The following is a 13,187-nucleotide window of genomic DNA, read 5'->3' as shown; positions in this document are numbered from 1 at the left end:
CTTTGTACAGTCAAAAATCTATTGCAGTACGCTCTGGAGGTTTATTTTTGAATTTATATGATCGTTTTGTTGCGAATCTCAGAGTTCGCCGTTTTACCGTCTTAGCCTTGATTATCTTTTTACTCTGGCTCGTTCGCGGTGTCATGAGTACATTACTATTGACGTTCATCTTTACTTTTTTAATGGTTCATTTAATTCGTTGGGTCCAACGCAAGCTGCCGCGGATTCGTCCAGGGGTAGTTGTAATTCCAGTGTATATATTGATCATTGGCGGGATATATATCGTCATTTCTCATTACGTCCCGATTTTATTGCGGCAATTCTTCAAGCTATTTCATTTAGTTTTCGAATTCTATGAACGTCCAGATGTGGATTCCAATGAAATCTTAAGGCTAGTTGCGCAGTGGATCCAGCGATTAAACTTAAATGCTCAGATTCGCAGTAGTATTAGTCAGATCTTCCAATATATTACGAATATTGGTGGCGCCGGTGTTACTTTTGTGGTTTCATTTATTCTTAGTTTTTTCTATTCAATTGAAGTGGATCAATTGAATCGTTTCGGCCGTCTATTTATCAAGAGCGACTTTGGCTGGTTCTTTGAGGATATTTACTTTTTTGGTCAGAAGTTCGTCAATACGTTTGGCGTGGTTCTTGAAGCACAATTATTGATTGCAATTGTAAATACCACGTTGACGACGATTACCTTGAGCTTTATGCGCATGCCAAGTTTAGCGCCGTTAGCAGTGATGGTGTTCTTCCTATCGCTAATTCCAGTAGCTGGTGTTATGATTTCGTTGGTACCACTTTCTTTTGTAGCCTATACTGTTGGTGGATTTCGTTATATTGTTTATATTTTGATCATGATCATTGTGATCCACATTATTGAAGCTTATATACTCAATCCTAAATTTATGTCTAGCCGGACTCAATTACCGGTATTCTTCACGTTTGTGGTATTGTTGGCGTCTGAGCGTTTATTTGGGACTTGGGGTCTGATCGTGGGTATTCCAATTTTTACTTTCTTTCTTGATATCCTTGGTGTCAAAGCGATCAAGGGTGGTACCAGTGGCGTGAGCCAGCGTTTACATTTTCATCACTTCAGCCGGAATAGTAAGGGGGATAATGATGCAAAATTTACCGATCAAAATCACGAAAGTGACAAATGATAAGGCAAGAGAACTTGCTCGTCTGCAACATCGCTTATGGCAGAATGTTGCTTATCAGGACCTTGTCGTTAATATTCAAGAAAACTTGATGTTACATGATCGTGCGTTCTTTATTGCACTGCAAGGCGATAATGCTGTGGGTTATAGTGAATTTGGTTTGCGTTATGATTCCGTTACTGGAGCCACTACTTCGCCGGTGGCCTATCTGGAAGGTATCTTTGTTTTGGAAATGTTTCGCCGCCAGCATATTGGCTACAAATTAGTTGAAGCCGGCTTTAAATGGGCGAGTACCCAAAATATTTCTGAAATTGGCAGTGATGTGACTTTGGATAACATATCTTCACAAAAGTTCCATGAGTATTTGGGTTTTCGCGAAGCCGGGCGCCTGATCCATTATATTCGTGAGGTGGACTCGTAGGAACAGAGTGTGACAAAAGGCGATCAGCGACCGAGCACTAACAAGGGTTGCGAGAAATGGTGGACAGAAAGTAAAATGGTAAATTTATCCCAGCCTCGTGGAAAGTAAAGAAATGACTATATATTTTCTGTAAATAAGTGTAAAATGTAACTTGAAAAAAATAATACAAGTGAGGTATTGCTCTTTATGGCAAAATTAGTATTGATCCGTCACGGTCAAAGCGAATGGAACTTGTCTAACCAATTTACGGGTTGGGTTGACGTTGATTTAAGTGAAAAAGGTGTTGAAGAAGCCAAAAAAGCTGGTCAATTGATCAAAGAAGCTGGTCTTGAATTTGATCAAGCTTATACATCTGTATTGACACGTGCAATCAAAACTTTGCACTATGCTTTGGAAGAATCTGGTCAACTTTGGATTCCAGAAATGAAAACATGGCGCTTGAATGAACGTCATTACGGCGCATTACAAGGCTTGAACAAAAAAGAAACCGCTGAAAAATATGGGGACGAACAAGTTCATATCTGGCGTCGTTCTTACGATACTTTACCACCATTATTAAAGGCTGATGACGAAGGTTCAGCAGCACAAGATCGCCGTTACGCTGACTTAGATCCACGGATCATTCCTGGCGGCGAAAACTTGAAAGTTACTTTGGAACGGGTTATTCCTTTCTGGGAAGATCATATCGCTCCAGACTTATTAGCTGGTAAGAACGTCATCATCGCTGCTCATGGTAACTCATTACGTGCTTTGACTAAATACATCGAAAACATTTCTGATGAAGATATTATGAATCTTGAAATGGCTACTGGAGAACCAGTGGTATATGACTTCAATGATAAATTGGAAGTTACAAACAAGACTAAGTTAGACGACTAATCGTCAAAAACAATATAAAAAGAGCGACCGCTTTTGTGGTCGCTCTTTTTATATACCAATGCTCGAATTTTAACTGTGCGTCAGGCTCTTCTTTTGGGACCTATTTAGAATTAAATGTTTGTCCTCACTTAAAGGGCCATCAATAGTCTGTACATTCTAAATTTAAAACCAAACCCCAATTTCACGTTGGGCACTTTCCGGGCTATCAGAGGTATGGACTAAATTTCGAATCGTGCCATCTGGCCATTCCCGCGCAAAATCTCCCCGCAGTGTGCCGCTTCTAGCTTGACTAGGCACAGTGGCACCAGACATTTCACGAATTGCGGCAATTACATTGGTTCCCTTAATGATCATCGCAATAATTGGACCAGATTGCATGTATTTTAACGTTTTAGGAAAGAAAGGCTTATCTACAAGAGCAGCATAATGCTCACGAAGTTGACTTTCGGTGGCCTGTACCATTTTCATAGCGGTAATTTCATAATTACGATGTTCGATCCGACTAATGACATCCCCAATGTGGCTATTTTTTACGCCATCTGGCTTAATAAGCATCAATGTTTGTTCTTCAGTCATAACTAATTCCTTTCCAGTCTTATTAGAAATATATGTTACACTTCTTTGACGTATTATCCTAGTATTTTTATCGATTTTCTGAAAATAAAGGCTCTAAATCCCGACTAAATTGGTTTAGGGTGTTTTTTTATGGTATTATATTCTAGGTATATTTTTTATTCTATAGAACAAAAGGGAGAATACACATGCTTGAAGCAATCAACCTAAAACCAGGTATGGCTTTTGTTAAAGACGGCAAATTGATTAAAGTAATCGAAAGCAACCACCATAAACCAGGTAAGGGCAATACCGTAATGCAAATGAAGCTTTATGATATTCGTTCTGGCTCGACCGTAACGACAACTATGCGTCCAAGTGAAAAAGTAGAACAAGCTATTCTTGAAACTAAAGATGCACAATACTTATACACTCAAGATGACACTGCTTATTTCATGGATCTGGAAACATATGAACAATATGAAATTCCAGTTGAAGTCATCGAAAATGAATTAAAATATTTGTTGGAAAATACAAATGTCAAAATCGAATTCTATGAATCCGAAGTTATCGGGGTTACATTACCAACAACGGTTGAGTTGACCGTTACTGAAACTGAACCTTCTATCAAGGGTGCAACGGTAACTGGTTCTGGTAAACCAGCTACTTTGGAAACTGGCCTTGTCGTTAATGTGCCTGATTTTATTGAAACAGGTGACAAATTAGTTATCAACACGACTGATGGCAGCTATCAAAAACGTGCTGGTAAATAATTGATTATACCAAATAGCTGTAATTAACAGGTGGAGGGCGAAACAAAACTAACGTTTTGTTTTTGTCCTCTATTTTTTACGCTTTTCTCTGTAAGTGCTACCATTTAAATATACTTAAAAGGAGTGTGGCATAGATGGACGAACAACAAAAAATGGCGATTTTAGAGAAATTAATTTCAATTCAATCTGTCAATGATCATGAATTAACAGTAGCCCAGTATTTAAAGACCCTATTGGATCAAGCTGGCATTGAAAATGAAATTCGACCGATCAATGATACTCGAGCCAATTTAGTGGCTACTTTAGGGTCAGGCAAACCAATATTAGCGATTTCGGGACATATGGATGTGGTAGCTGTTGACCGTGACAATTGGCAGACAGACCCCTTCAAGTTAACTCAGAAAGAGGATCTGCTTTACGGTCGTGGTGTGACCGATATGAAAAGTGGTCTCGCTGCTTTAATCATTGCAATGATCGAATTGAAAGAAAAACACGTCCCAATTAAAGGGACGATTCGATTACTAGCCACCGCAGGCGAAGAAGTCGGACAACTTGGCGCAGAAACATTAACAAGTGATGGCTTCATGAAAGACGTCGATACTTTGTTAATTGCGGAACCATCAGGGTATCGGGCGGTTTATGCCAATAAAGGTGAGCTGGACCTGACCATTACTTCAAAAGGCAAAGCTGCGCATAGTTCCATGCCTAAACTAGGGAACAATGCCGTGCAGCATTTAATGAATGTTCTAGCCCAACTTCAAGCCAAGGTAACGACATTAATGCAAGATAAGCGTAACTCCGTTTTAGGTGAGACGGTATATAATCTCGATGTCATTAAGGGCGGCAATCAAGTCAATGCGATTACAAGTTTGGCGACGGCTCAAATTAATATTCGTACGATTCCAGAATTGCCAAATACAGAGATTTTGAAAACAATGAATGCTGTCATTGCCGACTATAACCAAAAAACAAATGGTGCGGTCGGCTTGAAAGTTGATATGGATATTGTTCCAATTATTGGCAAAGAGAATGCTAAGATTATTCAATTGATCAAGCAAATCGCTGAACCTTATATGGCCAAACAACAGCTACCAGCTGCCGATATTGCCCAGGGTGAACGCGCTGCTCAAGCAACCGGCATGTCCTTTTCAGCAGATAAGATTTTGACCATGGGGGTCTCTGGCGGGACGGATGCCTCTAAATTTTTGATCGATCATCAGCAGGACTTTAATTATGTGGTCTTTGGTCCAGGAAATGACACTCCGCATCAGGATAATGAGAGTATTGCCAAACAAATGTATTTCGATTTTATTGCGATTTATGAACAGTTATTGCCAGCGTATTTTGAGGCCTAAAGTAATTTTTTTGATTAAATAAATAGGTAAAAATTGGGAACGCTTCGTGATTTTAGATTGAACTTTTTGTGAAACCAGCCATCTTGGTCGTTATGTCCTTTATAATGGGCGAATAACCAACACGTTATAGGGTGGGAAAACAATGAAGTTCAATTCAGATGACGAGCGTTTCTTTTTAGCATTTGTATTAGTTGCCAATGAAGCAGCTTCGCGTTCTGAAATTACGCTGGCAAAAATTGCTGATAAGTTGCATATATCACGCCAAGCCATGCATCAATCACATTATCGAAGTATCGATGAATTGATCCGTAATCTACACTATTTTATCGACCAAAAACCGCATCAAATGGTCAAAAAATTTATCAAAAATGCGCACCAATATCGGCTCAATGATATAATCCAATTTTTTGGTAATCAGGTATTGCCATTACTATATGAGAAACGGCACTATTTGAAGGTATTATACGGTCGTGTCGCTGATCCTGCTTGGCGATCTTTCATTATTGATCACTATGTTACTTTGATCGAACCTTTTTTTGACAAAAGTACGCAAAAAGTTGGCCTGAGTGCTAATTTTATGGCGCAATTGCTTGTTTCCGAAGCTCTAGCGATCATTGCCAACTGGATGAGACAGCCAGAACCAGAGAACCCCGTTACTTTTTCTCAGAAATTTAATTATTTGATGGAAAATCACACCAAAGCACTGATTGATATTTAATGATGTCTGGAAAAATTAACCACTGTCAACTTTTAGAGCGCTTATTTGAACAAAACATTTCGGCAATCAAGGGAATTTGCCCGAACTGTTGGAAATGATGCGGTTGACAAGTGTCAATTTGAGAGACTTGTTTCTTCAAATCACACGTGAGAATATGAACTTGTAAATTTACTTAGACATGTTGTTGATCAACAATTATCATAATTGGAGGCCGTCATATCATGAATAAACAAATTGTATACTCACGTCAAAATAGGATGCATGTGGTTCTGATATGATGAATAAAAATAAAATATCAAGTAAAGTGCTTATCAGCATTGCGACTTGGATGGTTATTTTTATGAGTACCTATATATGGAACCTTTTAAAAAATGGCTTTAACAATAGTGCTTTTATAAATGCGCTAGGTATTGCAACGTTAGGCACATTGATTATTGCGATTGGAGTCTATTTTATAAAAAAGCTAAATTTATGATATGTCTCCAATAGTTATTTACAACAAGAGATTTAAATCACATGGATAGTATTATAATCGTTTATTAGTATTTTAATGATCATGACATACCTATATATGGAACTGTTTATTTTCGAGGTTTTAACATCACTGCTTGGTTCAGAAATTAAGCTGAAAGGTATGATCACAGATGGTTCAAAAGAAGCGTAAGAAAAAAATCATTTTTTGGAGTGCTGTTGTTCTTTCCTTCATGCTTTTAATGGTAGGCATACATATTTGCACATATGGTGTTTTTGCGAATCGGTTGGTGTCGCGGGATTTAAGCAATGGCAAACAGATTTTAACCGCACCGTTAATAGGAGCGCTAAGTCCATTCGAATTGCGGCACCGATTATTAAGAAATTGACACCCGCTGAGCAAAAGCGACTTGATACTACCGACGAACGGGCCATTGTTGGTTATCGTTACCTGCCCATCTTCGACGTGGCACAAACTAGTGGTGACCCTGTCCTAAGCGCTAAAGACTTTGTCAAAGAAAATTTGGCCGATCATCAGAATGTGACAAGCTTGTATAACGCATTCAAGGATTATCTAAACCAGCAAACCGACCTTAAGGTCAGTGAAGTGCCCTTAGCAACGTTAAATGGGGCTAAGGGATATTTTCAACCCAGCACTAATGAAATTGTTATTGGTGGCGATGAGCCCGACAATGCTTTGAAACTAAAGACGTTATATCACGAATATGCGCATAGTCAGTTACACGGATTGAAATCAGCCTTTAAAGATCGGCCACGAGCCTATCAGGAAACCCAGGCCGAAGCGGTTGCGTATGTTGCCATGCAAAATATTGGCGTTGATACCAGCAACTACTCACTCGGTTACGTGGCCACCTGGGCTAAAGATAAAGCCGTGATCCATAGTGCTTTAAGTGAGATCCAGCAAGTGAGCAACAAAGTGATTGAGCTTAGCGATGGCTTAACCAAACAATTAGGCTTACAAGAAGCCCAAAAAGAGCCTGAGCATGATCTAAAAAAGCTATCAGCCCATGATCTTAATAAGTCCTATCAAGGTTTGCAACAAAAAATTAAGCAAGCAACTGATTCCCAACAAAAATCAGAACTAAAAACCCAGCTAAATTATGTGCACCAGGAAATCAGTAATCGTACCCAAAAACAGTTACAGGATTTCGTTAGACAAAATCCCAAGATCAAACAACCGGTGCAAGATGAAGTCAAACAAAGACAACTATAGATAATTATTTTAATGAGGGAAAAACAATGTGATTATAAAACGCTTTTTTAAAGATTCAGACGCTGAAGAAGTTGCTAACCTAGTTAAAGAAACGATGCTCACTACTAATATCAAGGATTATTCTAATAAATATTTAGAAAATGATTTAGAAGCTGTCCAAGATCTATGATTTTTGATATACGGTAGATTGTAAAATTAATCCGAACGCTGTTCGGACAAAAATGATCAGCTTCCTTTAAAATGGTGTTTACCACAAACCCATCTTTTAGGAGCTGATCTTTTGTCTAGTATAACCTATTCCGAACGAATTAAAATCGAAACCTTTTGTGAACTAGGGCTGTCCAATATCCAAATGGGCGTTCGGCTGAACCGATCACCTGCCACAATTTCTTATGAATTAGCTCGATGTGAACCTTACCAGGCCGAAGTGGCCCAAACAGATACCGAATACAAGCGGTCACGATGTGGCCGAAAGACTAAATTGAATGACAAATTAAGGCAAATAATTTTAAACCATTTACGGCTAAGTTGGTCACCAGAAATGATAGCTCACGAATTTAAACTAGCTACTAAATCTATTTATAATTGGCTAAATCAGAGGAGAATTGGTTTCTCCTTGAATGATCTACCTGAACATGGCGTACGCCAACGGCGTAACGTTGACCAACGATCCAAATATAATCAATCTTTGGGGCGATCAATTGAACAGCGTCCCATGATGATTAATCAACGTAATCGCATCGGCGATTTTGAACTAGATACAGTCATTGGTCCTCGTGGGCATAGTAAGGCAGTTTTATTAACTTTAATCGATCGCAAATCACGGTTCCTTTGGGCATACCGGTTAAAAGATCGGACGACAGCGACTGTTAATGAAGCACTAACTAAGTTCCTAACCACTTTTAATGGTCCGGTGCACAGCTTTACTGTGGACCGTGGCACTGAGTTTAGTGGGCTAGTATCACTTGAATCACAATATGGTATTAAGACCTATTACTGCCATGCTTATACTCCAGCTGAACGTGGTAGTAATGAACGCTTTAATCGGAATTTACGTTATTTTTATCCTAAAGGGACTCGTTTTGAGCACATTAGTGCTCAAGATTTAACGACGACGTTACTCCAAATTAACCAGCGACCGCTTAAAATACTCGACTGGCAAACACCGTATCAGGTTATGCTGACAAATTTGTCCAAAAATTCGGATTAAATTTGCAATCTACCCTTTAACCTTCAATAGTCGTAAACTGTTTAGTGTAACAAGTAACGTTGCTCCCATATCGGCAAAAATTGCTATCCATAAAGTTAACCAACCAGGCATAACTAATAGTAATGCTACTAATTTAACGGCTAAAGAGAAGGTAATGTTTTGTTTGATAATTGCTAAAGCCTTACGGCTTAATTTGATAGTATATGGCAATTTGCTTAAATCATCAGCCATTAAAGCAATATCAGCCGTTTCTAATGCAGTATCCGTTCCAGCACCACCCATTGCGACACCAACTGAAGAAGCTGCAAGTGCTGGTGCATCATTAACACCATCTCCAACCATTCCTACACTTTGATGTTTTCCAAGAAGTTCTTTAATGAAATTCAGCTTATCCTCTGGTAATAAATCAGCTTTAATATCCGAAACACCGACTTGTTTTCCAATTGCTTCTGCGGTTCTTTGATTATCACCAGTCAGCATTACTGTTTCAATTCCGATATGATTCAATTTACTAATAACTTCTTTTGATGTTTCTCTCATTTCATCTGCTACGGCAATTAACGAAAGAATTTCTTTTTCCGTTCCTAAAACCATTACGGTTTTTCCTTCTGTTTGCATACGAGTAATTCTTTCTTTGATGGTACTTTCAATTGTTTGATGTAATTCTTCAAACAGATTTGGACTTCCTACATAATACATTTCGTTATTTACTTTTGCTTTTACACCTTTACCTGTAATAGATTGGAACTCTTCAACCGAAACACCATTTAAATTCAATCCATTTTCTTCTGCTTTTCTTACAATGGCTGAAGCAAGTGGATGTTGTGATCCTTTTTCAATGGCTGCTGTAACTGTAAGCAATTCATTTTCATTTCCACCATACGTCACGATGTCTGTTATAGCAGGAATACCTTTTGTTAATGTTCCTGTTTTATCAAAAGCAATGGCTTTTAAGTGTCCTGCTTCTTCTAAATGGATACCACCTTTAATTAACACACCATTTTTTGCCGCATTCCCTATTGCAGTAACTACGGCAACTGGAGTTGAAACAACTAAAGCACACGGACAACCAACTACTAACACAGCTAAACCTTGATAAAGCCATTGGCTCCAATCTCCACCGAATAATGGAGGAACAACTGCAATTAAAAGAGCTAAAAGCACAATAGCTGGTGTATAGTATTTCGCAAATTTATCGACAAATGCTTGAGAAGGTGATCGTTCTGCTTGAGCTTCTTCTACAAGATGAATAATTTTTGAAATAGTAGTATCTTCATCTCGTTTTGTTACTTTAACTTCAAGTAACCCTTCTTCATTCAATGTTCCTGCAAACACTTCATCATCAATTGTTTTTGTTACTGGAACACTTTCCCCAGTAATAGCAGCCTGATTTAGTGTAGATGTACCTTTAATAACTAATCCATCCATTGCTAATTTTTGACCAGGCTTTACAATCATAATGTCTCCAACTTGAATATCTTCAACGTGAATCATCATTTCTTCATTTCCACGCCGAATTAATGCTTCTTTTGGGGCAATATCCATTAATGATCCAATAGATTGACGAGCTTTATCCGTTGAATAACGTTCTAACGCTTCACTGATAGCGAATAGGATAACAACTGTTGCGCCTTCACCCCATTTACCAATGATCGCAGCACCTATAATAGCAATCGTCATGAGCGTATTCATATCGAATTTTAATCTGCTTAGATTTTTAAGACCTTTAATAAACAGTGTATATCCACCAATTAAAATGGATGCTGCGTAGCCGATCATTGGAAGAAGATGTTCTTCTCCTAATTGCTCGCCCAAAAACCAACTAATCACAAGTAATAACGCTGAAATATAGACCTTAATGTTTTCTTTTTGCTTCCAGAAAGGTTCACGCTCTACCTTTTGTTCTTTTTCATCCCGAACTTTTAAATTTTCAAATGCTCCTGCTTTTTCTAGTTCCTCAATTGTTGTATTTCCTTGAACATAAACTTTAGAGGCTCCAAAATTCACTTTCGCGTCTTTAACTCCTGGCAATTGTTTCACATTGTTTTCGAAGATGCCTGCACAATTGGTACAAGTAAATCCTTGAACACGATAGGTTTTCATTTCTTCTTCAGATAATTTTGCTTGTTGATCAGACATTGGCTTTCACCTCATTTTTATGAGCTAAAGTAATAAGTATTAACTGTTTGATATATTCATTATCTAGTGAATAAAACGCCAATTTTCCTTCTTTTCGATACTTCACAATCCCTTGTTTGTGAAGGGTTCGTAAGTGATGGGACGCTGTTGCAACAGTGGAACCAATGATATTCGCAACGTCACACACGCATAACTCCCCATCTTGGCATAAGGCATAGGTAATTTTTGCCCTATTTTCATCTGCAAGTGCTTTAAATAATTGGGAAACACTAGATATATCTTCTTTTTGTAACTCTTCTCGTATTCGATTGACTTTTTTTTCGTCATAACAATAAATTTCACAAGTATCTTTATTACTCAACATCATCACTCCACTATCATTCAAATATTCATTTGAATATATTATACCCCTTTTTCCAAAATATTGAAATACTTATTTGAATGTTTTGTAGAAATAATCGTTTCTCCAGTTTACAATTCAAGTGCAACACCCTGACGACTAGACCATAAAGGCCATGAAGACCTATTCTTGTTAGTGCTAGCTAAACAAGAAAGCAGGAATCTTCATGACCCACGCTCAGACTAATACCCACAAGCATTACCAACAACTCAGTTTTAGCGACCGTGCTACAATTCAGGCCCTTCAGGCTGCTGGCGACACCGCGACCGTGATTGCACAGAAGCTTCATCGCAGTAAAGCGACAATCTCACGAGAAATCACGCGTGGATCTGTAACTCAGCTCGACTCGAAGCGTCACTCGCATCAAGTCTATCTTGCGGAAACTGCCCAAGCCATGCACGACCGTAAACGCGATAGAACCGGTCACTACGCCTTTCTTAAGACCGGCCGTGCGTTCTTCAAGGCTCTCGCCAGGAAGCTTACTCGTAAGCCGCGCGTACACAGCGTTGATAGCTTCGTACACTTCTATCGCGACCAGGGCAAGGCTTGCCCTTCAACGACAACTGTGTATCGCTACATCGACGCCGGGCTGCTTGAGCTAGACAACATGACACTTCCCAAGAAGCTCCGACGCCGCATCAAAGGCTATAAGAACGCCCACAAGCGCAAGAATAAGAAGATATACGGCGACTCAATCGAGTTGCGTCCTGCGGCCGTGAATGACCGCACAGGCGTGGGACATTGGAAAGGCGACTTGGTCAAAGGTATTCGCTTAGCTGATGAGCCAGCATTAATGACGCTCACAGAACGGTACAGCCAGACTGAGATCATCGTCAAGATTCCTGACTATCATGCGGGCACCTGCCTTAAAGCCTTGCAGGACACGATCGACGACTACGGGGCCAAGGAATTTGAGAGTATCACTTTTGACAATGGTTCCGAGTTTGCCAAGTTATCAGAGATTGTTGGAACCCAGATTTACTTCGCACATCCGTACTTGCCTTGGGAGCGTGGCACAAACGAGAACGCCAATGGACTGCTTAGGGAATTCTTCCCGAAAGGGAAGTCTCTCAGAGCAGTTACCCTGGTTGAAATTCAAGCAGTCCAATCCGCACTGAACCATCGTCCCAGACGTATTCTGAACTATCTTCGCCCATGCGATTACTACCGATGCATGGCGTAACAGCCTAGACCACTATCAAGAATTCGTTATCATCGTTGCACTTGACTTAAAAATTGAGGAACTAATTTATCCGAAATATATGCAGTTAAATAATAGTCCACAAGTTTGCCGATTATTAGAGATTTTGAAAGCAGATAGTTGCAAAGCTTATGTAAAGCCAATTGACTTTACAAAATTATTTACAGAGTGCTTTTTTGTAACTGCTTCCCAAATCAATCCCCGAATTAAAGCACAACATGGTTATTTTATGTTTCAGCCCTTTCTTGAAACAACTTCTATTTCTACAATTCAAAATATGATAACTCAGCAATACGAACCTCAAAAAATAATTGTTCCAGCTACCTATAAAGATTTGATCCAAAAAGAATTAAGGCATCTAGGATATTCACGAGAAACCTTATTTCCAGATGAAGAAGCATTAGGTGTTAAATACAGTGAAACAATAAATTCAATTAATAATTCTCATTGAGCGCTTTACGAGGCTGGGACATAAGTCTTTTTATACAGCCTCAAACAAAAAATTCCTTGAGATTTGATCTCAAGGAATTTTTTGCTTTTATGTAGTGGCTGGGACATAAGCCACGCAAAATAAAATAATCGTAGTTTTCAGACTGATATTGAATCTGAAAACTACGATTATTTTTTTAGCGATTGATTTTCTAAAAATAACATTGACCTTGAGGGTCAAT

The 13,187-nt window shown here is 38.9% G+C and carries 14 protein-coding genes and 1 pseudogene; 12 read left to right on the top strand and 3 right to left on the bottom strand.

Annotation, left to right across the window (positions count from 1 at the left end; all coding sequences use genetic code 11):
* Positions 1–47 precede the first annotated feature (47 nt).
* The 3 genes from FHQ08_RS07745 to FHQ08_RS07735 all read left to right on the top strand — a co-directional run bounded on the left by FHQ08_RS07745 (position 48) and on the right by FHQ08_RS07735 (position 2,463).
* Positions 48–1,166: an AI-2E family transporter gene (locus tag FHQ08_RS07745; protein ID WP_230913832.1), complete on the top strand. Its 1,119-nt coding sequence runs from the start codon at positions 48–50 to the stop codon at positions 1,164–1,166.
* Positions 1,126–1,584 (top strand): GNAT family N-acetyltransferase, encoded by a 459-nt coding sequence (locus tag FHQ08_RS07740; protein ID WP_230913831.1) that lies wholly within the window; start codon positions 1,126–1,128, stop codon positions 1,582–1,584. Before FHQ08_RS07745 ends, FHQ08_RS07740 begins: the two co-directional genes overlap by 41 nt.
* A 186-nt stretch (positions 1,585–1,770) precedes the next feature.
* Entirely contained in the window at positions 1,771–2,463 is a 693-nt protein-coding gene (locus tag FHQ08_RS07735) for a 2,3-diphosphoglycerate-dependent phosphoglycerate mutase (RefSeq protein ID WP_230913830.1), read from the top strand.
* 162 nt (positions 2,464–2,625) lie between these two features.
* Here the strand turns inward: FHQ08_RS07735 and ndk are convergent, their stop codons facing one another.
* A complete protein-coding gene (ndk, locus tag FHQ08_RS07730; protein WP_230913829.1) occupies positions 2,626–3,039 on the bottom strand; it encodes a nucleoside-diphosphate kinase in 414 nt (137 codons plus the stop codon).
* 185 nt (positions 3,040–3,224) lie between these two features.
* On the opposite strand from ndk, the gene efp reads away from it, so the two are divergent.
* From efp to FHQ08_RS07695, 7 genes and pseudogenes are all read left to right on the top strand, one after another.
* Positions 3,225–3,788 (top strand): elongation factor P, encoded by a 564-nt coding sequence (efp, locus tag FHQ08_RS07725; protein ID WP_230913828.1) that lies wholly within the window; start codon positions 3,225–3,227, stop codon positions 3,786–3,788.
* Between the two features lie 134 nt (positions 3,789–3,922).
* Positions 3,923–5,143, top strand: coding sequence for an ArgE/DapE family deacylase (locus tag FHQ08_RS07720; RefSeq protein ID WP_230913827.1), 1,221 nt, complete (start codon positions 3,923–3,925; stop codon positions 5,141–5,143).
* A gap of 142 nt (positions 5,144–5,285) precedes the next feature.
* A complete protein-coding gene (locus FHQ08_RS07715; RefSeq protein ID WP_230913826.1) occupies positions 5,286–5,861 on the top strand; it encodes a TetR/AcrR family transcriptional regulator in 576 nt (191 codons plus the stop codon).
* Positions 5,862–6,135: 274 nt separating this feature from the next.
* Positions 6,136–6,336: a hypothetical protein gene (locus FHQ08_RS07710; RefSeq protein ID WP_230913825.1), complete on the top strand. Its 201-nt coding sequence runs from the start codon at positions 6,136–6,138 to the stop codon at positions 6,334–6,336.
* Between the two features lie 276 nt (positions 6,337–6,612).
* Positions 6,613–7,566, top strand: a pseudogene (locus FHQ08_RS07705) (hypothetical protein); the annotation flags it as partial.
* 28 nt (positions 7,567–7,594) lie between these two features.
* Positions 7,595–7,735 (top strand): hypothetical protein, encoded by a 141-nt coding sequence (locus FHQ08_RS07700; RefSeq protein WP_225351601.1) that lies wholly within the window; start codon positions 7,595–7,597, stop codon positions 7,733–7,735.
* Positions 7,736–7,846: 111 nt separating this feature from the next.
* Positions 7,847–8,776 carry an IS30 family transposase gene (locus tag FHQ08_RS07695; protein WP_230913824.1) on the top strand — a complete coding sequence of 310 codons (930 nt, stop codon included), beginning with the start codon at positions 7,847–7,849 and terminating at the stop codon, positions 8,774–8,776.
* A 9-nt stretch (positions 8,777–8,785) separates the two neighbouring features.
* On the opposite strand, the gene FHQ08_RS07690 is transcribed toward FHQ08_RS07695, so the two are convergent.
* Positions 8,786–10,915: a heavy metal translocating P-type ATPase gene (locus tag FHQ08_RS07690; RefSeq protein WP_003645578.1), complete on the bottom strand. Its 2,130-nt coding sequence runs from the start codon at positions 10,913–10,915 to the stop codon at positions 8,786–8,788.
* The gene (locus tag FHQ08_RS07685) at positions 10,908–11,276 is read right to left on the bottom strand and encodes an ArsR/SmtB family transcription factor (RefSeq protein ID WP_003645577.1); all 369 of its coding nucleotides are present in this window, start codon (positions 11,274–11,276) and stop codon (positions 10,908–10,910) included. Before FHQ08_RS07685 ends, FHQ08_RS07690 begins: the two co-directional genes overlap by 8 nt.
* Positions 11,277–11,481: 205 nt before the next feature.
* Between FHQ08_RS07685 and FHQ08_RS07680 the strand changes: the two genes are divergently transcribed.
* Positions 11,482–12,498, top strand: a complete 1,017-nt coding sequence (locus FHQ08_RS07680) for an IS30 family transposase (protein ID WP_230913823.1) — start codon at positions 11,482–11,484, stop codon at positions 12,496–12,498.
* Between the two features lie 79 nt (positions 12,499–12,577).
* The gene (locus tag FHQ08_RS07675) at positions 12,578–12,967 is read left to right on the top strand and encodes a hypothetical protein (protein WP_003645575.1); all 390 of its coding nucleotides are present in this window, start codon (positions 12,578–12,580) and stop codon (positions 12,965–12,967) included.
* Positions 12,968–13,187: the final 220 nt, after the last annotated feature.

This window comes from Agrilactobacillus fermenti, assembly GCF_021030645.1.
Classification (GTDB): Bacteria; Bacillota; Bacilli; order Lactobacillales; family Lactobacillaceae; genus Agrilactobacillus; species Agrilactobacillus fermenti.
This window is presented reverse-complemented; position numbering and strand designations above follow the sequence as displayed.